Here is a 20623-nt window from a genome sequence, read left to right as displayed (position 1 = left end):
CGGGCAGTTGTTTCAGCCGATCAGGAGGTGCCGCACGCTGGCGCAGGTTCGGGGTTGCGGGGCGCGGGGCTTCCCATTAGATACCGCCCATCCGAATTCGAGGCGCCCCGCATGGAAAACGTCATCCTGATTATCCACCTGATTCTGGCCCTGTGCCTGATAGGCATCGTCCTGTTGCAACGCAACGAGGGCGGCGGCCTTGGCATGGGCTCGGCCGCAGGCGGCGTGATGTCGGGCCGCGCGGCCGCAACCGCTCTGGGCAAGCTGACATGGCTGTTTGCCATCGGCTTCATCTGCACGTCGATCACGCTGACGATCCTGGCGGCGGCGAACTCCTCCGACGGGTCGGTCGTAGACCGCATCGCGGACACGCCTGACCCGGTCGAGGCTCCTGCGCCGGTGACACCGGACAGCAACGAGCTTCTGCCGCCCGCGCCGGTTGGCAGCGAGCCGTTGGTGCCGCAAGCCGCGGATTGATGGGTGCGGCGCCACAAGGCGTTGCCTATCCCGAGAATTCGGCAACATCATCTAGCGGTGCTGTTGCCCCATCGCGGCGAATGCTCTAAGCTATGAGTCCCGTGATGGTGTGAAATTTACGCACCTGTCAGCTGCTTCAATCGGTGATTCCGCGCGTTCGGAAATTGCCAATATCACGGGGGTCGGCCACCTATGGCACGGTTCATCTTCATCACGGGCGGCGTCGTGTCGTCCTTGGGCAAGGGGCTTGCTTCGGCCGCCCTCGGAGCGCTGTTGCAAGCGCGCGGTTTCAGTGTGCGCCTGCGCAAGCTCGACCCCTACCTGAACGTCGATCCGGGCACCATGAGCCCGTTCGAGCACGGAGAGGTCTTTGTCACCGATGATGGTGCGGAAACCGACCTCGATCTCGGGCATTACGAGCGCTTTACCGGGGTCGCGGCGCGCAAGACGGATTCCGTGTCCAGCGGCCGGATCTACTCCAATGTGCTGGAGAAGGAACGCCGTGGCGACTACCTTGGCAAGACGATCCAGGTGATCCCGCACGTCACCAACGAGATCAAGGACTTCATCTCCATCGGCGAGGACGAGGTCGATTTCATGCTGTGCGAGATTGGTGGAACGGTCGGCGATATCGAAGGTCTGCCGTTCTTCGAGGCAATCCGCCAGTTTTCGCAGGACAAGGCACGCGGCCAGTGCATTTTCATGCATCTGACGCTTCTGCCCTACATCAAGGCCTCCGGCGAGCTGAAGACGAAGCCGACCCAACACTCCGTGAAGGAATTGCGGTCGATTGGTCTGGCGCCCGACCTGCTGGTCTGCCGCTCGGAGGGGCCGATCCCGCAGAAGGAGCGCGACAAGCTGGCGCTTTTCTGCAACGTCCGCAAGGAGGCGGTGATCGCCGCGCAGGACCTCAGCTCCATCTACGATGCACCGTTGGCCTATCATCGCGAGGGGCTCGACCAGGCGGTTCTGGATGCCTTCGGGATCTCGCCGGCGCCGCGCCCGAACCTGGCGCGGTGGGAGGATGTGTCGGACCGCGTGCACAATTCCGACGGACTCGTTCGCGTGGCGATCGTCGGCAAGTACACGCAACTGGAGGACGCCTACAAATCCATCGCAGAGGCCCTGACCCATGGCGGCATGGCCAATCGGGTGAAGGTGAAGGCGGAGTGGATCGACGCGGAGATCTTCGAGAATGAAGACGCGGCGCCGCATCTGGAGCGGTTCCACGCGATCATCGTTCCCGGCGGTTTCGGCGAACGCGGCACGGAGGGCAAGATCAAGGCGGCAGAGTTCGCACGGACGCGAAATGTGCCCTATCTCGGCATCTGTCTCGGAATGCAGATGGCGGTGATCGAAGCCGCGCGGCACCTGACCGACCTTCAGGATGCTGGCTCCGAGGAATTCGATCACGAGGCTGGAAAGAAGCGCTTCACCCCGGTGGTCTACCACCTGAAGGAATGGGTGCAGGGCAACGCCAAGGTCGAACGGAAGGTGGATGACGACAAGGGCGGCACCATGCGGCTCGGAGCCTACGATGCGGTGCTCAAGGAGGGCAGCAAGGTCGCCGGGATTTATGGAACCACCGCCATCGACGAGCGCCACCGGCACCGCTACGAGGTCGACATCAAGTACCGGGACAAGCTGGAGGAGAAGGGGCTGACCTTCTCGGGCATGTCCCCGGATGGACGCCTGCCGGAGATCGTCGAAGTCGCCGATCACCCGTGGTTCATCGGTGTCCAGTTCCACCCGGAGCTGAAATCCAAGCCGTTCGAGCCGCATCCGCTGTTCCGTGATTTCATCCGCGCGGCCAAGGAGAACAGCCGGCTGGTCTGACTGGATTGATATCAAAGGGGAATTCGGACACTCCTGTGCGCCATGGCTACAGGAGACATTGTGTGGTTTCCCTTCGTACGCCCCTCGCGACCTTCCCTCGTTTGCCCAGTGTTGCAATGGCGGAGCCGAACGCGAATCTGCTGTTGCAACTGATCCGGGAGAACGGTTGCAAGATGACCATGGCTGAAGCCGACGTGCTTCTGCCCAGACACGGCTTCTCCATGTCCTTGACGCGTGACATCGTCCGGGACATGGCCGAAAGTGGTCTGGTCGCCGCAGATGGTTTTGCCGGCATCGAGTTGAGCAAATAGGGCTGAGGGATCGGGCCGGCTCGGTCGGCGCCCCAGGGGCGCCTCCCGGGTGTGGCGCTTCAGCAGTTGGGGACGTTTACGGCCAGCCCGCCGAGGGCAGTTTCCTTGTACTTGTCGGACATGTCCTGCCCGGTCTGCCGCATCGTCTCGATACAGGCATCCAGAGGCACAAAATGGTGGCCATCGCCGCGCAACGCCAGCGAGGCGGCACTCACGGCCTTGATCGCACCGAGCCCGTTGCGTTCGATGCAGGGAACTTGCACCAAGCCCTTCACCGGGTCGCAGGTCATGCCGAGGTGGTGTTCGAGCGCGATCTCCGCGGCGTTTTCCACCTGTTCCGGAGTGCCGCCCAGCACCGCCGCAAGCCCCGCAGCTGCCATGGCGGACGCGCTGCCGACCTCAGCCTGGCACCCGGCTTCGGCGCCGGAGATCGACGCATTCACCTTGATCAACCCGCCAATCGCCGCCGCTGTCAGCATGAAATCCGGCAGTCGCGTGATCGTGGCGCTTGGCACATGGGTCAGCCAGTACTTGATCACCGCCGGCGTCACACCCGCCGCGCCATTGGTCGGTGCAGTGACCACCTGGCCACCTGCGGCATTCTCCTCGTTCACCGCCATCGCATAGGCGCTCATCCAGTCGTTGATCGAATGAGGCGCACCGAGGTTCAGTCCGCGTTCGTCAATCAGTGCGGCATGGATCGCCGGGGCTCTGCGGCGCACGTTCAGGCCGCCGGGCAGAATGCCCTCGCCCGTCAACCCCCGGTCAATGCACTCCGACATCACCTGCCACAGCCGCGCGATGCCGGCGTCCAGCCCGTCGTGGCCGTGGTAGGCGATTTCGTTGGCGCGTTTCATTTCCGCGATGCTCTTGCCGGAGGCCTTCGCCATCTCCAGCATCTGCGCGGCACTCTTGAAAGGGTAGGGGACGGCCCGAGCTTCCTCCGGTGGGGTGTCGTGACCGAGTTCCGCCTCGGTGACGACGAAACCACCGCCGATGGAGTAATAGGTCTCTCGCAGGATCACGTCCCCCTGCGCATCGGTCGCCATCAGGATCAGCCCGTTTGCATGGCCGGCAAGCGCAGGGCCGTAGTCGAACAGCAGGTCCGCCTCCGGGTCGAAACGCATCTCGCCCAGGCCCTCCGGCGCGACGAGCCGGTCCCGGGTAATCGTTGCCAGCGCGGCATCCGCTTCTTCTGCGACGTAGCGGTCCGGTGTGAACCCCGCCAGGCCCAGGATAACGGCACGATCCGTGGCGTGCCCGACGCCGGTGAAAGCGAGGGAGCCATGCAGCGATGCCCGGAGCCCGTGGGCGTGGAAGGGCGATTGCCGCAACAGGTCAAGGAACCGTGCCGCCGCCACCATCGGCCCCACGGTATGCGAGGACGATGGTCCGATGCCCACCTTGAAGATGTCGAAGACGCTCAGAAACATGCCCACTCCATGGCTGACCCCTTCCCGATAGCGGTTGCGCTGTCTGGCGGACAGCCCGATTGCGACCTTTTCGGTGCCAAAGGCGCTTGCTCTACGCCTCCGCGGCGACCGTGAGACCCGCAAATCGCACAGCGCGCGGGCAGGTCGTGTTGGCTTTGGTCCCGGCTCCGAAAACCGCTCGCAGCGCCCGGGATTTCTTCCTATAAGTCCACAAACCAGCCGGAGACCCCAGAATGACCACCGAACTCTCCCCGATCGACCGCGCCAAGTTCGTGGCCGCACGTCGTTCCTGCGATTACGTCGAAAGCGGCATGCGCGTGGGGCTCGGAACCGGCTCTACGGCCGCCTGGATGGTGCGTTGCCTCGGCGAACGGGTCCAGGCCGAGGGGCTGGATATCATCGGTGTCCCGACATCGTCGCGGACTGCGGATCTCGCCCGCCAACTGGGTATTCGCGTGGCGTCCCTCGACGAAGTGAAGTGGCTGGATGTCACCATTGACGGGGCCGACGAGTTCGACTCGAACCTGAACCTGATCAAGGGTGGCGGTGGTGCCGCCTTGCAGGAGAAAATCGTGGCCACCGCCTCCGACCGGATGGTGGTGATTGCCGACGCGGCCAAGGAAGTGAGGGCGCTTGGGGCCTTCCCGCTTCCCGTGGAAACCGTCCCCTTCGGCTGGCAGACCACTCAGGCGCTGATCGAGGAAACGCTGGTCAACATGGATGTGATGGGCCGCGAGTCCACGCTTCGGATGAATGACGACGTGCCCTTCATCACCGACGAGGGCAACTATGTCCTCGATCTGCACCTCAACCGTATCGGCAACCCGCGCCAGCTCAGCCTGGTGTTGAACCAGATCCCAGGCGTGGTCGAGAACGGGCTGTTCATCGATATCTGTGACGTAGTCATCGTTGGCCACAGCGACGGGGCGGTAGAATTGCGCGACATCAACGCCGGTACAGTGGCCGACGAACAGATCGACATCCTCGACGGGGACAATATCTTCGCCGGACCCGAGGCCTGACGGGGCGTTCGCAAGCGGGGCGTTGGCCGATCGCAGGCGTGGCGGTCGCCGAACCGGCATCGAGGGCCGCTCACGCGAACGCGGCAGGCCACGACCTCCCATCCTGTGCCTGTGCCACCTATCTGGGACTGGCGGCGCGCTGCGAGGCGCGCTAGGACACATTCAATACCAAACGGGCAATACCAAACGGGGGATGCTCCATGGATTTCGATTTCGACCTCTTTGTCATCGGCGGCGGCTCCGGCGGCGTTCGGGCGGCCCGTGTGGCAGCCGGAGAGACAGGCGCGAAGGTCGGACTGGCCGAGGAGAGCCGCATGGGCGGCACCTGCGTGATCCGGGGCTGTGTGCCCAAGAAGTTGATGGTTTTTGCATCCGAATACGCCGAGGGCATGCATGAGGCCATCGACTACGGTTGGGACGTGACGATCGGCGGTTTCGACTGGCCGAAGTTCCGCACCCGGTTGGAAGGAGAGCTGGACCGGCTGGAGGGAAGCTACAACCGGCTGCTGGAAAACTCTGGCGTCGAGGTCTTCCCGCAGCGGGCCACGCTGGCCGATCCCCATACCGTTCGGCTTGCTGATGGCACAACCCGAACCGCGAAACACATCCTCATCGCAACCGGTGGCTGGCCTTCCATGCCCGGCGTCGAGAACGAGGATCTGGGTATCAGTTCCAACGAGGTGTTTCACCTCGATGAGCTGCCCAAGCGCCTCCTTGTCATCGGCGGTGGGTACATTGCCTGCGAGATGGCCTGCATCTTCAATGGCCTCGGGACGAAGGTGACGCAGTTCTATCGCGGCGCCCAGATCCTGCGGGGCTTCGACGACGAGGCACGCGGGCATATCGCGGAGCACATGATCCGCCACGGGGTGGAGATCCACTGTGGCACGAACATCCAGAGAATGCGCAAGGTCCCCGACGGGATAGAGGTCACGGCCACGACCGGCGACACGCATGTCGTCGACCAGGTGCTCTTTGCGGTCGGGCGCACGCCCAACACGTCCGGCCTTGGCCTGGAAGAGGCCGGTGTTGACATCGGGCGCCGTGGCGAGGTCATGGTGAACGACTACAGCCAGACATCCGTGCCCTCGATCTATGCCATTGGCGACGTGACCAACCGTGTGCAACTCACCCCGGTGGCGATCCGGGAGGGAATGGCCTTCGTTGAGACCGTGTTCAAGGGCAACCCGACGCCGGTGGATCACGAGTTGATCCCCTCGGCCGTGTTCACACAGCCCGAGTATGGCACGGTCGGCATGACCGAGGAGGAGGCCCGCGACGCTGGCCCGATCGAGGTCTATTCGACGGCTTTCCGGCCAATGCACAAGAGTTTCATCGACCGTGAAGACCGGGTGCTGATGAAGCTGATCGTCTGCGCCGACACTCGCAAGGTGCTGGGCGTGCATATCGTTGCCGATCACGCCGGAGAGATGATCCAGTTGGCCGGCGTGGCGGTCAAGATGGGCGCCACGAAGGAAGATTTCGACAGAACCGTTGCCGTTCACCCGACCATGTCGGAAGAGCTGGTGACATTGAAGACACCGGTGCGCACTGCCTAGATGGGGCGGCCTGCGCTTGAAAAAGGCGCGCGGGCAACCATTTGGGGTGGTAGCATCCGGCGAGAATCGAGAGGGAAGAGATTTCATGGCAGGACATGGTGGCGGACCCTGGGGCGGCGGCTCCGGCGGCGGCCAAAATGGCGGGAACCGCGGCAACAACGGTGGCGGCAAACGCCCCGGCGATGACGGCAAGCAGATCCCCGAGATCGACGAGATCGTGAAGAAGGGTCAGGAGCAGCTTCGCGTTCTGATGGGTGGCCGGGGCGGCGGTACACGCGGGCCTTCCAACGGAAGTGGCGGCGGCGGTGGCGACGGCTTTCACCTGACGCGCGGCACCGTGCTGCTCGGCCTGGGCGCAGCGGTCGTGCTCTGGGGACTGGCGTCCTTCTACACCGTGAAACCGGAAGAACAGTCGGTCGAGTTGTTCCTTGGTGAGTTTTCATCAACCGGTCAGCCCGGTCTGAACTTCGCCCCATGGCCGTTCGTCACGGCCGAAGTGGTCAACGTGACCTCGGAACGGACGGAAGACATCGGCGAAGATTTTTCATCGCGCGGGGATTCCGGCTTGATGCTGACGACCGACGCGAACATCGTCGATATCGATTTCCAGGTGGTCTGGAACATCATCGACCCGGCCAAGTTCCTGTTCAACCTGCGGGATGGGCGCGACACGGTGCGTGCGGTGTCCGAATCGGCCATGCGGGAGATCATCGCGGCCTCCGAACTGGCGCCGATCCTGAACCGGGATCGTGGCCTGATCGCCGAAACCGCGAAGACCTCCATCCAGGGCACGTTGGATACCTACGACTCGGGCATCAACATCGTTCGTGTGAACCTCGACAAGGCCGACCCGCCGCGCGACGTGATCGACGCGTTCCGCGAAGTGCAGGCCGCGGAGCAGGAACGTGACCGGCTGGAACGTCAGGCCGACGCTTACGCCAACCGCGTGCTTGCAGGCGCCCGGGGTGAGGCGGCACAGGTCCTTGAAGTGGCCGAAGGGTATCGTGCCCAGGTCGTGAACGAGGCGGAGGGTGATGCGAGCCGCTTCACCGCCGTTCTGGAAGAGTACAAGAAGGCGCCGGAGGTAACCCGCAAGCGTCTCTACCTCGAAACGATGGAGAAGGTGCTCGGCGATGTCGACAAGGTGATCCTTGGCGAGACCGGCGGCGAGGGCTCGGGGCAGGGCGTCGTGCCGTATCTGCCGCTGAACGAACTCCGCAAGACCACCGAGGAGAGCAACTGAGATGAAGCGCGCAACCTATCTTCTGCCAATTGGCATTGTCGTCGTGGCCGCGCTGCTGGCCTCGATCTTCATCGTGGACGAGCGTGAGAAGGCGCTGGTCCTTCAGTTCGGCCAGATCAAGCGGGTCAAGGAAGACCCGGGCTTGGCGTTCAAGATCCCGCTGATCCAGGACGTCGTCTACTATGATGACAGGATCCTGGCGCTGGACACGGATACGATCGAGGTCACGCCTTCGGATGATCGCCGTCTCGTCGTGGACGCCTTCGCGCGCTACCGGATCGAGGACGTGGTTCGGTTCCGGCAGGCCGTCGGCGTTGGCGGACTGCCCGCCGCCGAAACCCGCCTGAGCTCGATCCTGAACGCCCAGATCCGGGAAGTGCTCGGTGCCGACCAGGTGACGTCCGATACGATTCTGTCTGAGGATCGCCGGGGGCTCATGAACCGTATCCGTGACCAGGCTCAGAGCGAGGCGCGTGCGCTTGGCCTCAATGTGGTCGACGTGCGTCTGAAGCAAACCAACCTGCCGGATCAGAACCTGAATGCCACATTCGAGCGTATGCGTGCAGAGCGGGAGCGGGAAGCCGCAGACGAGATTGCGCGCGGTAACGAGGCGGCGCAGCGTGTTCGCGCGCAGGCCGATCGGACCGTGGTGGAGCTTGTCTCGCAGGCGAACAAGGAAGCCGAGATCGTTCGAGGTGAGGCAGACGCCGAACGCAACGCGATCTACGCCGGCGCCTACGCCGCCGACCGGGACTTCTTCGAGTTCTACCGGTCGCTCTCGGCCTACGAAGAATCTCTAAAGGGTAGCAATTCCTCCATGGTCATCGCGCCCGACAGCGAGTTCTTCGAGTACTTCGGCGGCTCCATGGGGACGACCCCGGAGTGATGGGAACCATCCTCTTGGCCCTTGGCCTTGTATTTATTGTCGAGGGGCTGGTGCTTGCACTGGCCCCTTCGCGTATCGACGAGATCCTCGAGATGCTGCGCCAGATGCCGGTGGAGACCCGCCGGCTCGTCGGCCTTCTGGCGATAACCTCAGGCGCACTGTTTCTTTGGGTTGCGAACTGGCTTTCTGCTTGAGACACTCTAACTGACATCGAAGCCTAGTTTTCGCCCGGCTGTCGTTTGCCGTTTCTCACATGACCGTCACACGCTCGTGACGCGGCGCGACGGCACTTTGAGTTGCTCCTCCGGCGGCGATGAAAAAGAGTGGCCGCACAAAGGCTGTGCGGGGATGCGCAGCACGGATGATCCGCCCGCCCGTCCAGCGGGCCTCGAGACCAATAGAAGGAAAATCGAGTGAGTACCCATTCCATTTCCATTCACAGACAGGTCGCCTTCACGCGATTCTTCCCGGCCCTCGTGGTTGGCCTTGCGCTGGTCATAGCCCAGACTCTTGGCGCCCAGGCGCGCGGCACACCCGAGAGCTTTGCCGATCTGGCCGAGCAGGTCAGCCCGGCGGTTGTGAACATCACGACTTCCACCAGTGTCGCGAATGCCGCTGGCAGCGGCCCCGGGCCGATCGTCCCCGAAGGCTCGCCCTTCGAAGACTTCTTCCGCGATTTCATGGAGCGCAACGGCCCCGGGGATCAGCCCCGACGCCCACGCCAATCCTCCGCGCTGGGATCTGGCTTCGTGATTTCCGAGGACGGGTTCATCGTCACGAACAACCACGTCATTGCCGAGGCTGACGAGATCCTGATCGAGTTCTTCGAGGGTGGCGAACTACCGGCGACCGTGATTGGCACCGATCCGAACACCGACCTTGCCCTGCTCAAGGTCGAGACCGACGAACCGCTGGATTTCGTGCCGTGGGGCAATTCCGACGATGCGCGTGTCGGTGACTGGGTCATGGCAATGGGCAATCCGCTGGGGCAGGGGTTCTCCGTGTCGGCCGGTATCGTCTCGGCACGGGGCCGGGCGCTCTCCGGCAGCTACGACGACTACATCCAGACTGACGCCGCCATCAACCGTGGCAACTCCGGTGGCCCGCTGTTCAACATGGACGGTGAAGTCATTGGCGTGAACACTGCGATCCTGTCGCCCAACGGTGGGTCCATCGGGATCGGATTTGCAATGTCCTCCCGCGTTGCGACAAACGTGATCCACCAGTTGCAGGAGTTCGGCGAGACGCGTCGCGGCTGGCTTGGTGTCCGCATCCAGGATGTAACCGACGACGTGGCCGACGCTATCGGCCTCCAGGAGGCCAGGGGCGCGTTGGTCACCGATGTGCCCGAGGGTCCGGCGCTGGAAGCCGGCATGCTCGCCGGTGATGTGATCATGACCTTCGATGGCGTCGACGTGGACGACACGAGAGGGCTGGTGCAGCAGGTCGGCAATACCGAGATCGGCAAGGCTGTCCGCGTGAAGGTGTTCCGCGATGGCGAGACAGAGACGCTTCTGGTGACGCTTGGCCGCCGTGAAACTGCGGAGGGCGCTGTCCCGGCTGCCTCGGCGCCGGAGGAAGGCAGCGAAGAGCCGCAGGACGCGGAGATCCTCGGCCTGACCGTCACCGCGGTGACCGATCAACTGGCCGAGGACATGAACCTTGGCGATGATGCTGCCGGGCTTGTGGTCAAGGACGTCGATGATGCCTCCGAGGCTTTCGAGAAAGGGTTGCGCGCCGGTGACGTGATCACCCAGGCCGGCCAGGTCGAGGTGGCATCGATCCAGGACCTTGAGGCGCGTATCGAGGAAGCGCGAGACGCGGGGCGCAAGTCCATCCTCCTGCTGATCCGCCGTGGGGGTGAGCCACGGTTCGTGGCGCTTGGCCTGGAGTAGGGACCTCGGGCATCGCCTCGAAGACGAAAGAGATCGGGCCGCATGCTTCGCGCTGCGGCCCGTTCCTTGACCGAATTCGAGACTTCCGAATGTGATGTTATACTGTTACATGAGTGGTTCATCCCCTCCGGGCGACTCGGGTCTTGCATGGCGTTGTCGCTTCGGAAAAGTCTCACGACGGAGAAATGCGATGCGCCACACGATTCTGATTCCCCTCGTCATCGGCGTTACGACGCCCGCCATGGCCGAAAGCACACGCGAAATGGATGCCCACGTTCATGGTCATGGCACACTCAATATCGCCCTGGAGGGCGGCAAGGTCGCGATGGAGTTGATCGCACCGGGCGCCGACATCGTCGGCTTCGAGCATGCGGCAGAAACTGACGAGGACAAGGCCGCCGTCGAAGCGGCGCTTGATCAGCTTGCCCACCCGCAGGAGATGTTCTCCTTCCCGGAGGCCGCGAACTGCGCGTTGGACATGGCTCATGTCGAAGGCGGGCCGGAGCATGGTGAGCACGCCGAAGATCACGACGTTCATGACAAGGATGGTGAGCACGCCGAGGATCATGACGACCATGACAAGGATGGTGAGCACGCTGAAGATCACGACGATCACGACAAGGACGGCGAGCACACCGAAGGTCATGACGAGGACCACGACGACCATGCCGACCATGCCGACCATGACGGTGAGGCCCATTCGGAGTTCCACGCCGAATACACCTTCACCTGTGCAGCGCCTGATGCCCTGACCGAAATCCGTTTCCCCTATTTCGACCTTTTCCCGAACGCCGAGGAACTGGGCGGCCAGATCGTATCCGCGAAAGGTGCGACCAGCATGGAGATCGAACGGGACGCGCCGGTCCTCGATTTGCGAGGCATGTTCTGACGTCCACCGACCCGATCCCACCCCGCACGGGGGCAGAGCTCAGCGTCGCCATGCACGACGTTGATTTCACTTGGCCCGGGGGTGCGTTCGGACTCGCGATCGACCAGTTTCACGTCGAACAGGGCGAGAAACTGTTTCTGCTGGGGGCGAGCGGATCGGGCAAGTCCACGCTTCTGAGCCTGATCTGCGGCATCGTCACGCCCCAGCGGGGCAAGGTGTTGATCGCGGGGCGAGATCTGGCCGCGGAAAGCGGCGCATCGCGGGACCGGCTGCGTGCTGAGTCCATCGGGATCATCTTCCAGATGTTCAACTTGCTGCCCTATGCCAGTGGGCTCGACAATATCATCCTGCCGCTCCGTTTCGCGCCGGGGCGGCGCAGGCGCTGCGGCGATGCGAGGACCGAGGCGCTGCGCCTGTCCGAAGCTCTTGGTGTGCCGGCAGAGCTTGTCTCCGGCGGTCCGGCCGCAACCCTGTCCGTGGGGCAGCAACAGCGGGTTGCCGTTGCCCGCGCCATGATCGGTCGACCGCCGATCATTGTGGCAGACGAGCCAACCTCGGCGCTGGACGCTTCTGCACAGGAGGATTTCCTGAATTTGCTGTTCGAACAGGTCGGTTCCGCCGGGGCGACCCTGATCATGGTCAGCCACGATGACAGACTTGCCGGCCGCTTCGACCGGGTTGTGCCGCTGAAGGATATCGCCCGGGTTCGGAGGGCCGCTCCATGAGCCTTTTCCAACTGGCACTGTCCTCCCTCCGAAGCCGTGGCCTCACGGTGGGACTCGCGGTCTTTTCGATCGCATTGTCGGTGGCCCTCGTTCTCGGGGTGGAGAAAATCCGCACCGGCGCCCGTGCAAGCTTCGCCGACACAATCTCCAACACCGATCTCCTCGTGGGCGCGCGCTCCGGTAGCGTCCAGCTGCTGCTGTATTCGGTTTTTCGAATTGGCAACGCGACGAACAACGTCAGTTGGGAGAGTTACCAGGACATTGCCGCGCGACCGGAAGTCGACTGGGCCGTGCCGATTTCGCTTGGCGACAGCCACCGGCAGTTCCGGGTCATGGGCACCACGCCCGCCTATTTCGAACGCTACCAGTATCGTGGCGGGCGCAGCCTTCAGGCAGCGGATGGCGGGTTGCTGGGCGATCTGTTCGATGCGGTGATCGGCGCCGACGTCGCGGCGCAGCTAGGCTACTCGGTGGGGGACCCGATTGTCGTGGCCCACGGGCTGGCCTCTTTCACCGAACACGATGACATGCCGTTTCGCGTGGCCGGTATTCTGGAGAAGACCGGCACCCCTGTTGATCGAACGGTGATCGTCAGCCTAGAGGCCATCGAGGCCATCCATGTCGACTGGCAAAGCGGTGCTCGGCGTACCGGCGCCGCCACCCCGGTCGAGGCGATCCGGCAGATGGACCTCCAGCCAGAGGCAATCACTGCGGTGATGCTGGGCGTCAAATCGAAGCTGAAGATCTTTGCCCTGCAGCGGTTCGTGAACGAATACCCCGAGGAGCCGCTCCTTGCGGTTCTTCCCGGCGTGGCGTTGCAAGAGCTTTGGGGCATCGTCGGCGTGGCCGAGACAGCGCTGGTTGGCGTCTCGGCGCTTGTCGTCGCCACGGCATTGCTGGGAATGATGGCACTGATCCTGTCCGGACTGAATGAGCGCCGTCGGGAGATGGCTATTCTGCGGGCCATGGGAGCCCCGCCACGAACCATCATGTCGTTGCTGATGGCCGAGGCCGTCATCATGGCGGCGATGGGAGCCGCGATCGGCGTCGCGCTGCTCTACGCGGGTCTGGCAGTGGCGCGGCCGTGGCTCGACGCCGCCTACGGGCTGTATCTGCCTGTTGAAGGTCTGAGCGCCCGGGACCTTGCCGTCCTCGCCGCCGTGGTCGTCGCTGCCGCGATTGTGAGCGCCGTACCCGCCATCAGGGCCTACCGCATGTCGCTGGCAGATGGCATGATGATCCGGATGTGAGTTTCAATGTGGACGCCACTCAGGCAGATTCCCGTCATGATACCGATTCGCTCCGCCCTGCCTGTCGCGCTGTCGCTGGCCGCCTCGGCCAGCCTTGCCTGCGGGTTCCATGGCTATTCGCCCCAGCCGTCGCTTGTCGAGCGTCTGCTTGTGAGCGACCACATCGTGCTGGCGCGGAACGACCCTCAGAACCCGTTCGCCTACAAGGCCGTGCGCGCGATCGAGGGAAGCCTCGACCATGTTGAACTTCCGCACCTTGTCGATTCCGCGACTCGCCGTCGATTTGACCTGAACCCCGATGCTACCGTGCTCTTTGCCCGGGACGGGGATTATGGTCCGTGGCAGCGCCTGACATATGTCGGGCCGGAGCTGGCACCGGTGATCGAGCGGATCGCCCCCCGCCTGGACGATTGGCAGATGGGGGGGGATGAAGAGCGATTCCAGATCTTTGCCGACCTCATCGGCAGCGAGGATCCGGCGCTGCAGGGAATTGCCCTGCGGGAACTCGATACGGCCGATTACTATGTTTTTCGCAGGCTCGATCTGAAACCGGATGCAGAAGCCATCGGTGCGCAAATGTACCGGCCTGAAGGGGCCGGGTTGCTTGCGATTCGTATCCTGCTGCTTGGAATGGCCGAAGGAGAGGTTGCAGACACCCTGCTCAGGCGTGGTTTCGCGCTCACTCTCAAGTCCGGCGGGCCGCTGCTGGGGGCGTATTCCACCGCACTGATCGAGTTGAACGGGACGGAGGCCGTGTCGCTGCTTGCGCAGACCTACCTGGCGGACACGACCATCCCGCTCGACGTCCGCGAGAGCATCGCCGAGGCGCTGGCCATCCACGGCATCGCTGGCGATCCGACACTACAGCCGGAGATATCGGAGGCTGTCAGCGCGGCGTTGGAGGCGGCACCGGACCTGGCCCCGGCCGTGGCGCGCCAATTCGGCTTTCGCGCAGAGTGGAGCCAGTTTGCGACCCTCAACGACCTGTTGCGCAGCGGAAAAATCCGGGCCGCGCCCGACATCCTGGCTGTCAGCCAATACCTCGCCATGGCATCAAATGCCGGGGCGGCGCCGATGCCGGACGGCAATTGAGCCGGCGCGAGATTGCGGAGTAGATAAATGGAACTCACCCGTCGACAGATTGGCCGTGCAGCGCTGGCGATGGCTGCCGTCTCTGCGCTGCCGGCACGTGCAGCGGATGACCTTGTCCAATTGGAATGGAGCGACCTTGTGCCCAACGATGGGGCTGGCTCGACGATGGAGCAACTCCGGTCGCTCGGAATTGTCGAGCATGGCCAGCTGAGCACGCCCTTCGATCAGGAGCAGGGTGCCAACGTCACACATGAATTCGACGGCAAGACCGTGCGGATTCCGGGCTATATCGTGCCGCTCGACTATTCCGGCCAGGGTGTGACCAGCTTCCTTCTCGTGCCCTACGTGGGTGCCTGTATCCACGTCCCGCCGCCGCCTGCGAACCAGTTGATCATGGTGACGACAGAGGAGCCATACGAGTCAGAGGGCCTCTTCGAGTCGGTCTGGGTGACAGGCATGTTTGGAGCCTCTGCAGTCGCGACCGAACTTGCCGACATTGGCTATGCCATCTCGGCGGACAGGATCGAACCCTACGGATAGGCGGCCCGGTCCGCCTGAACGCACCGGGCACTGGACCATCGACCTAGCCGGCGTTGCGCATCAAGGCACCGGCCGCGCCGGGATCGAGCGGCGCGGGGCGCTCGCATGTGGTAGACAGGTCGACGAAGCTTCCGGTCTCTCCTGATCGCAGCAGGGACGTCATCACGTCGACCACATGGGTCGCCAGTTCCAGCGAGCAGCGATGTGGCCGGTCCTCAGCAATGGCTGCCATCATGTCGGCGAGCCCGATGGCGCGGTAGTTCGCCTGTGCCGTACCCCCATGATCCTGGTTGGCACGTCCCAGCGGGTGATCCCAGACGTCCACCGCCGTGACTTTGCCATCCGCATCGGCCATCTCCAGCCCGCCACCAAAGAAGTTGGGGTCGGGCAGGAACAGGCAGCCATCGGAGCCGTAAAGCTCCATCTCGCGGTGGTGATGCGCCTTCACGTCCCAACTGGCGGAGAAGTTGATTGTCGCACCTGACGCGAACTCAAGCAGCGCGTGGATATTGGTCGGCGTGTCCACCGGCACCGTCTCTCCCCTGCGTGGGCCGGTTCCGATGGTGCGTGTGGCCGATCCCATGCTGGCAAGCGCCGCGACCCGTTTCACCGGGCCGAGGAGCTGCACCAGGTTGGTGATGTAATACGGGCCCATGTCGAGTACGGGTCCGCCGCCGGGTTGGAAGAAGAAGTCAGGATTGGGATGCCAATGCTCCATACCCCGGCTCATGATATGCGCGGTGCCGGAGGTCACGGTACCAATCGCACCCTGGTCGATCATCGCGCGGGCCTGTTGGTGCGTCCCACCGAGGAAAGTGTCCGGGGCCGACCCGACCCGCAGTCCTTTCTCCGCCGCAAGAGCGCGCAAGGCTTCCCCCTGTGCCAGCGTCAGAACATAGGGTTTCTCCGAATAGGCATGCTTGCCGGCCTTCAGGATCGCGGAGGTCACGTCGAAATGGGCGTCCGGGATTGTGAGGTTGATGATGACGTCGATGTCATCGGCGGCGAGAAGCTCGTCTGTCGTGCAGGCCCGGACGCCGTGCTTCTTCGCCTGGGCCTCGGCGATCTCCGGCTTCAGATCCGAAATCGCCCGCACATCCAGCCCTTTGAAGAGGGGCGCCAGTTCGAGATAGCTCGTGGAGATATTGCCGGCACCAATGATGCCGACACCATGGGTGGTCATGTTTCGATCTCCTCAGAAGGCATTCGCGGTTGCGATGGCGCGGCGTGCGAACCGTGCATCGTCGGATGGGTTGTCATGCTCCATGACAAGGTACTTTGCCGTGGAGGCCTCGACTGCGGGGATGACCTCCCGCCAGTCGATGACACCATGGCCGAGGTCGGCCCAGCCACCCTCATCCTCGCATTCGCCCTCCGGCGCGCGGTCCTTCAAGTGTACGGCGACCAGCCTGTCGGCGTATTTCTCCACGAAGGCCCTGGGAGACTGTCCGGCGACCTGAACCCAGGCGATGTCGATCTCCAACCCGATCTCCTCGCCACCCGCCAGGATTTGATCGAGCGGCAAGCTGCCGTCGCCGGTCGGTGCGAACTCGAAATCGTGGTTGTGCCAGCCATAGGCAAAGCCTGCATCGCGGATCGGCTTTCCGGCCTCGGCCAGCGCACGGCCAAAGGCGACCCAGTCGGTCGGGCGGTCTTCCGGGGCGAGATAGGGCACGATGATCGTGTCGACGCCAAGACTGCGGGCGATGCCCATCGCCCGGCCCGGGTCCTGCGAAACCATGGTCCAGTCGAAATGTGCGCTCGGCATGGCCAGACCGGTTTCGTTGAGCGCGGATTTAAGCGCGGCGATCTTGTCGTCGCTGTCGTAGAGACCGCCGAAGCCCTCGACCTGCGCATAGCCGAGATCGGCCAGCATTCTGAGCGTGTCCGGCAGCGGCCCGAAGTTGCGGGAGCTGTAGAGCTGGTAGGAGAAAGTACGCATGGGTTTTCCTTTCGGGAATGGGTCAGCCTGCGACACAGGTGGCCGAATGGAGATTGCGCAGGGTCACGGCGGCATCCGCACCGGGAACCTTTGGGGTAAACGTGACGGTGACCGGCGCGCCGGGCAGCAGCAGGAACCCGTTGTCGGAGAAACGGCCCGGCACATCGGCCTCCAGCGCGACGAAGAAGGCAGGTTTCTCGGCAGTGAGCGCAATGCTCAGGCCGGACCCGGTCTGACGAATATCCGAGACAAGGCCAGGGTCTTCAAGTGCGTAGCTCTTGTAGGGCTTCGGAGCGAAGTGATCGCGCCCGGAGCGACCGTCGGGCAGCGACCACGAAAAGGTCAGGACCTCGTCCTCGGTTAACCCGTCTACCCGGCACGCCTCGACCGACCTGTCAGGGCCAACGCTGACATTGGCGCTGCCAAGCCGCCGGGTGGTGCCATCCATCTTCATGGCGCTGGCCTCGACTGCCAGGTCGACCGCCGACGCTTCGTCGCTGGTGGCCCGCAACAACACTCCATCGCCATCGGGAACGGCAGCGACATGAACCGGCGCGAAAAACTTCTGCGCCATGTGATGCAACAGCTTCCAGCCGCCGCCATAGTCGAGAGAGGCCCAGGAACAGACCGGCCAGGTGTCGTTGAGCTGCCAGATCAGCGTGCCCATGCAATGCGGTTTCAGGCTGCGCCAATGGGTCACCGCCGTGTGGATCGCAAGCGCCTGCTGGATCTGGCTCACGTAGACGAAGTTCTCGAAACTCGTCGGAAACCGGAAGTAGCGGAACATGGTTTCGGCGATGCGGGCATTGCCGCCGGCGTTCTTCTGGTGACTTTCGAAGACCGGGGCCGAGATGTTGAAATCCTTCGGCTCGGCGAAAGTGCGGATCACGTTCATCGACGGGTAGGACTGGAAGCCGAATTCGGAGCAGAACCGGGGCGATACATCCCTGTAGTGCTCGAAATCGCGCCCCTCGTGCCAGACTGACCAGAAGTGCATGTCGCCCGAACTGTCGTCGTGCCAGGCATCGCCGAACGACAACGGCCCGGGTGTTGGAGAAGATGGCCACCATGTCGCCGTCGGGTCGGTCTCCATCAATGCCGTTTCCAGCGCCCGGTTCATCCGGTCGTAGTTCACAAGGTAGCGGTCGCGGTCGTTTCGGCTCTCCTCGAACCATCCCAGCGCACCGACCAGTTCGTTGTCGCCGCACCAGAGCGCAGTGGAGGCGTGGTGGTGCAGGCGGGCGACAACGTCGCGGACCTCGGCGTCGATCTCGGCCAGGAATTCCGGCGTCGAGGGGTAGAGGTTGCAGGCGAACATGAAATCCTGCCAAACGAGCAATCCAAGCTCGTCACAAAGGTCGTGGAACCAGGTCGGCTCGTAGCGGCCGCCGCCCCAGATCCGGATCATGTTCATGTTGGCGTCCACGGCGGACTGAAGCTGATCCTCGACCGCGTCCCGGTCGATCCGGCCAGCAAGAGCATCGGCGGGGATCCAGTTGGCGCCTTTGCAAAAGACCGGCCGCCCGTTGACCTTCAACAGGAAGGAGCGGCCAACGGCATCGGGTTCGCTGATCAGTTCGATCTCCCGCAGGCCAATCCGCCTCTCCTCGACCTGGTCGCCAAGCTGTACCATGAGGTCATAGAGAGGTTGCATCCCTTGTCCGGCTGGCCACCAGAGTTCGGGATTAGACAGCGCGAACTCGGCCGTGACGACTGGGTTGGCCACGTTCGCCGGTACAGGCAGACGTCTTTCGGTGCCGCCGAAGGCAAATGTGACCATTGTATCCTGAGTGGCCGTGCCGTCGACATGGGCGTCGACCGTCACTGCCACGCCGTCCCCCGAATGGTCCTGACGGATCGCGAGCCTGTCGATGCGAAGCGTTTCGAGTGGTTCCAGCGCAAGCATCCCGTAGACACCCGAGGGCGCCAGCGCGATGTTCCAGTCCCACCCGAAATCGCATTGCGGCTTTCGCAGCATGTTGCCGTTGTCGATGGGCGAGTTCGTGCGTTGAACCGGCAGCCGGAAGGGCTGTTTCTTCTGACGGGCGTCGCATTCTGCCGTCACCGCGGGCAGCAGGATCTCGATCCGGTTGGTTCCGAGTACCAACGCCCCGGAAATGTCCGCGCGATAGCTCCGGTGCGCGTTCTGGGTTTCCAACACCGCCGTTCCATTGACGAGGATGCTGGCCACGGTGTCGACCTCGGAGATTGCGAGCACCAGATCCGTGCGATCCAGCTCGATCTCCCGGCTCAGGCGCCAGCCGCGCTCGCAGATCCAACGCAGGTCATATTCGTTGCGCCCCCAATAGGGCTCCGGGATCAGCCCGGCGGCGTGCAACCCCGTGATTATGTCGCCGGGGAGGGCCATTTCGAAGCTGTAGTCCCCTTGCGCATCGGTGACCGTCCAATTGCCGGAAAGGTCGAGCGCGCGGGTGTGTGTTGAGTGGGTCATAGTCGGAGTTCCGAAGCCTTGTCGAAAAAGGAAGCCTTTGCGGGGTCGATCCCAATACGGATCGTGTCGCGCTCGCGCACCTCTGCCTGCCCATCCATCCGGAAGCGGAAGCTCTGCCCGGCGAAGGTCGTCCAGACCAGGGTGTCGGAGCCCATGGGCTCGACCAGTTCGACGGCAACCTCGGCTTGAATCGGAAGCCCCTGAAGGTCGTGCCCGGTGGCAACATGTTCGGGACGCACGCCCAGGGTCGCCGCACCGGTCGCCGGGCCCTCGAAGGGATAGCCGGTGATATCGAGGTTCTCGCCACCGGTGGTGAAGTGCCCGTCGGAAAGGTCGCCCTCCAGAAAGTTCATCGACGGGCTGCCGATGAAGTCGGCGACATACTTGTTGCCGGGCCTGTTGTAGATCTCTGCCGGGGTCGCCAGCTGCATGATCTGGCCCCCCTTCATGATTGCGATCCGGTCTGCGAGCGTCATCGCCTCGACCTGGTCATGGGTGACGTAGATCATCGTGTTGGAGAGCTTCTGATGCAGGCGCTTGATCTCGACCCGAAGGTCGGCCCGAAGCTTGGCGTCAAGGTTCGAGAGCGGCTCGTCGAACAGGAACACGTCCACGTCGCGCACAAGCGCCCGACCTATCGCCACGCGCTGGCGCTGTCCGCCGGAGAGCGCACCGGGTTTGCGTTTCAGCAATGGCTCGATCTGAAGGATCCTGGCTGCCCGGGCCACCCGCTCGTCGATCTCTGCGCGCGGCATACGGGCGTTCTTCAGGCCGAAGGACAGGTTCCCTTCGACCGTCATCTGCGGATAGAGCGCGTAGGATTGGAAGACCATGCCGATGCCACGTTCGGAGGGCTCCATCCATGTCACGTTCCGGTCCTTGATAAAGATCTGCCCGTCGGTCACGTCGAGCAGGCCGGCGATGCAGTTGAGCAGCGTGGATTTCCCGCACCCCGACGAGCCCAGCAGCACGAGAAACTCCCCGTCGTGGATATCAAGGTCGAGGTTTTGCAGGACCTTCACCGCACCGAAGTGAAGGTCGAGCGAGCGAATGGAGACGGAGTGCATTGCG

The 20623-nt window shown here is 63.5% G+C and carries 19 protein-coding genes; 14 read left to right on the top strand and 5 right to left on the bottom strand.

Annotation, left to right across the window (positions count from 1 at the left end):
* The first annotated feature begins 111 nt into the window (after positions 1-111).
* The 3 genes from secG to CLV78_RS23885 all read left to right on the top strand — a co-directional run bounded on the left by secG (position 112) and on the right by CLV78_RS23885 (position 2624).
* Positions 112-477 carry a preprotein translocase subunit SecG gene (gene secG / locus CLV78_RS12330; RefSeq protein WP_106205120.1) on the top strand — a complete coding sequence of 122 codons (366 nt, stop codon included), beginning with the start codon at positions 112-114 and terminating at the stop codon, positions 475-477.
* A 192-nt stretch (positions 478-669) separates the two neighbouring features.
* Positions 670-2313 (top strand): CTP synthase, encoded by a 1644-nt coding sequence (locus CLV78_RS12325; RefSeq protein WP_106205119.1) that lies wholly within the window; start codon positions 670-672, stop codon positions 2311-2313.
* Positions 2314-2486: 173 nt separating this feature from the next.
* Positions 2487-2624, top strand: coding sequence for a hypothetical protein (locus tag CLV78_RS23885; protein ID WP_158263515.1), 138 nt, complete (start codon positions 2487-2489; stop codon positions 2622-2624).
* Between the two features lie 59 nt (positions 2625-2683).
* Here the strand turns inward: CLV78_RS23885 and CLV78_RS12315 are convergent, their stop codons facing one another.
* On the bottom strand, positions 2684-4057 hold the full coding sequence (locus tag CLV78_RS12315; protein WP_106205117.1) for an L-serine ammonia-lyase: 1374 nt from the start codon (positions 4055-4057) through the stop codon (positions 2684-2686).
* Between the two features lie 233 nt (positions 4058-4290).
* Between CLV78_RS12315 and rpiA the strand changes: the two genes are divergently transcribed.
* The 11 genes from rpiA (at position 4291) to CLV78_RS12260 (ending at position 15158) form a co-directional block, all read left to right on the top strand.
* Positions 4291-5079, top strand: coding sequence for a ribose-5-phosphate isomerase RpiA (rpiA, locus tag CLV78_RS12310; RefSeq protein WP_106205116.1), 789 nt, complete (start codon positions 4291-4293; stop codon positions 5077-5079).
* A gap of 200 nt (positions 5080-5279) precedes the next feature.
* Entirely contained in the window at positions 5280-6638 is a 1359-nt protein-coding gene (gene gor / locus CLV78_RS12305) for a glutathione-disulfide reductase (protein WP_106205115.1), read from the top strand.
* 85 nt (positions 6639-6723) lie between these two features.
* Positions 6724-7881 carry an FtsH protease activity modulator HflK gene (gene hflK, locus CLV78_RS12300; protein WP_106205114.1) on the top strand — a complete coding sequence of 386 codons (1158 nt, stop codon included), beginning with the start codon at positions 6724-6726 and terminating at the stop codon, positions 7879-7881.
* A gap of 1 nt (position 7882) precedes the next feature.
* Entirely contained in the window at positions 7883-8767 is an 885-nt protein-coding gene (gene hflC / locus CLV78_RS12295; protein WP_106205113.1) for a protease modulator HflC, read from the top strand.
* Positions 8767-8961 carry a DUF2065 domain-containing protein gene (locus CLV78_RS12290; RefSeq protein ID WP_106205112.1) on the top strand — a complete coding sequence of 65 codons (195 nt, stop codon included), beginning with the start codon at positions 8767-8769 and terminating at the stop codon, positions 8959-8961. The genes hflC and CLV78_RS12290 overlap by 1 nt, the downstream gene beginning before the upstream one ends.
* A gap of 219 nt (positions 8962-9180) precedes the next feature.
* Positions 9181-10662 (top strand): Do family serine endopeptidase, encoded by a 1482-nt coding sequence (locus tag CLV78_RS12285; RefSeq protein WP_106205111.1) that lies wholly within the window; start codon positions 9181-9183, stop codon positions 10660-10662.
* A 190-nt stretch (positions 10663-10852) separates the two neighbouring features.
* Positions 10853-11551: a zinc uptake protein ZrgA gene (gene zrgA, locus CLV78_RS12280; RefSeq protein ID WP_106205110.1), complete on the top strand. Its 699-nt coding sequence runs from the start codon at positions 10853-10855 to the stop codon at positions 11549-11551.
* Positions 11552-11601: 50 nt separating this feature from the next.
* Complete coding sequence (locus tag CLV78_RS12275) at positions 11602-12276, top strand: ABC transporter ATP-binding protein (protein ID WP_106205109.1); 675 nt, start codon at positions 11602-11604, stop codon at positions 12274-12276.
* Positions 12273-13526 (top strand): ABC transporter permease, encoded by a 1254-nt coding sequence (locus CLV78_RS12270; protein WP_106205108.1) that lies wholly within the window; start codon positions 12273-12275, stop codon positions 13524-13526. Before CLV78_RS12275 ends, CLV78_RS12270 begins: the two co-directional genes overlap by 4 nt.
* A gap of 36 nt (positions 13527-13562) precedes the next feature.
* A complete protein-coding gene (locus tag CLV78_RS12265) occupies positions 13563-14618 on the top strand; it encodes a hypothetical protein (protein ID WP_146136682.1) in 1056 nt (351 codons plus the stop codon).
* Between the two features lie 27 nt (positions 14619-14645).
* Positions 14646-15158: a DUF3299 domain-containing protein gene (locus CLV78_RS12260; protein WP_106205106.1), complete on the top strand. Its 513-nt coding sequence runs from the start codon at positions 14646-14648 to the stop codon at positions 15156-15158.
* Positions 15159-15201: 43 nt separating this feature from the next.
* On the opposite strand, the gene CLV78_RS12255 is transcribed toward CLV78_RS12260, so the two are convergent.
* The 4 genes from CLV78_RS12255 to CLV78_RS12240 are packed head-to-tail and all read right to left on the bottom strand — an operon-like array spanning position 15202 to position 20619.
* On the bottom strand, positions 15202-16341 hold the full coding sequence (locus CLV78_RS12255) for a Gfo/Idh/MocA family protein (RefSeq protein ID WP_106205105.1): 1140 nt from the start codon (positions 16339-16341) through the stop codon (positions 15202-15204).
* Positions 16342-16353: 12 nt separating this feature from the next.
* On the bottom strand, positions 16354-17100 hold the full coding sequence (locus CLV78_RS12250; protein WP_106205104.1) for a sugar phosphate isomerase/epimerase family protein: 747 nt from the start codon (positions 17098-17100) through the stop codon (positions 16354-16356).
* A gap of 22 nt (positions 17101-17122) precedes the next feature.
* Complete coding sequence (locus tag CLV78_RS12245; protein WP_106205103.1) at positions 17123-19552, bottom strand: beta-mannosidase; 2430 nt, start codon at positions 19550-19552, stop codon at positions 17123-17125.
* Positions 19549-20619, bottom strand: a complete 1071-nt coding sequence (locus CLV78_RS12240; protein ID WP_106205102.1) for an ABC transporter ATP-binding protein — start codon at positions 20617-20619, stop codon at positions 19549-19551. The genes CLV78_RS12245 and CLV78_RS12240 overlap by 4 nt, the downstream gene beginning before the upstream one ends.
* Positions 20620-20623: the final 4 nt, after the last annotated feature.

Origin of the sequence: Aliiruegeria haliotis (assembly GCF_003003255.1) — a bacterium.
Classification (GTDB): domain Bacteria; phylum Pseudomonadota; class Alphaproteobacteria; order Rhodobacterales; family Rhodobacteraceae; genus Tropicimonas; species Tropicimonas haliotis.
This window is presented reverse-complemented; position numbering and strand designations above follow the sequence as displayed.

Excerpts from the sequence above, each read along its gene's own strand:
- rpiA (WP_106205116.1), top strand. The coding sequence starts at position 4,291 with ATGACCACCGAACTCTCCCCGATCGACCGCGCCAAGTTCGTGGCCGCA.
- gor (WP_106205115.1), top strand. The coding sequence starts at position 5,280 with ATGGATTTCGATTTCGACCTCTTTGTCATCGGCGGCGGCTCCGGCGGC.
- CLV78_RS12240 (WP_106205102.1), bottom strand. The coding sequence starts at position 20,619 with ATGCACTCCGTCTCCATTCGCTCGCTCGACCTTCACTTCGGTGCGGTG.
- CLV78_RS12325 (WP_106205119.1), top strand. The coding sequence starts at position 670 with ATGGCACGGTTCATCTTCATCACGGGCGGCGTCGTGTCGTCCTTGGGC.
- CLV78_RS12245 (WP_106205103.1), bottom strand. The coding sequence starts at position 19,552 with ATGACCCACTCAACACACACCCGCGCGCTCGACCTTTCCGGCAATTGG.
- CLV78_RS12255 (WP_106205105.1), bottom strand. The coding sequence starts at position 16,341 with ATGACCACCCATGGTGTCGGCATCATTGGTGCCGGCAATATCTCCACG.
- zrgA (WP_106205110.1), top strand. The coding sequence starts at position 10,853 with ATGCGCCACACGATTCTGATTCCCCTCGTCATCGGCGTTACGACGCCC.
- CLV78_RS12275 (WP_106205109.1), top strand. The coding sequence starts at position 11,602 with ATGCACGACGTTGATTTCACTTGGCCCGGGGGTGCGTTCGGACTCGCG.
- CLV78_RS12315 (WP_106205117.1), bottom strand. The coding sequence starts at position 4,057 with ATGTTTCTGAGCGTCTTCGACATCTTCAAGGTGGGCATCGGACCATCG.
- hflC (WP_106205113.1), top strand. The coding sequence starts at position 7,883 with ATGAAGCGCGCAACCTATCTTCTGCCAATTGGCATTGTCGTCGTGGCC.
- CLV78_RS12270 (WP_106205108.1), top strand. The coding sequence starts at position 12,273 with ATGAGCCTTTTCCAACTGGCACTGTCCTCCCTCCGAAGCCGTGGCCTC.
- CLV78_RS23885 (WP_158263515.1), top strand. The coding sequence starts at position 2,487 with ATGACCATGGCTGAAGCCGACGTGCTTCTGCCCAGACACGGCTTCTCC.
- CLV78_RS12265 (WP_146136682.1), top strand. The coding sequence starts at position 13,563 with ATGATACCGATTCGCTCCGCCCTGCCTGTCGCGCTGTCGCTGGCCGCC.
- CLV78_RS12250 (WP_106205104.1), bottom strand. The coding sequence starts at position 17,100 with ATGCGTACTTTCTCCTACCAGCTCTACAGCTCCCGCAACTTCGGGCCG.
- hflK (WP_106205114.1), top strand. The coding sequence starts at position 6,724 with ATGGCAGGACATGGTGGCGGACCCTGGGGCGGCGGCTCCGGCGGCGGC.
- secG (WP_106205120.1), top strand. The coding sequence starts at position 112 with ATGGAAAACGTCATCCTGATTATCCACCTGATTCTGGCCCTGTGCCTG.
- CLV78_RS12260 (WP_106205106.1), top strand. The coding sequence starts at position 14,646 with ATGGAACTCACCCGTCGACAGATTGGCCGTGCAGCGCTGGCGATGGCT.
- CLV78_RS12290 (WP_106205112.1), top strand. The coding sequence starts at position 8,767 with ATGGGAACCATCCTCTTGGCCCTTGGCCTTGTATTTATTGTCGAGGGG.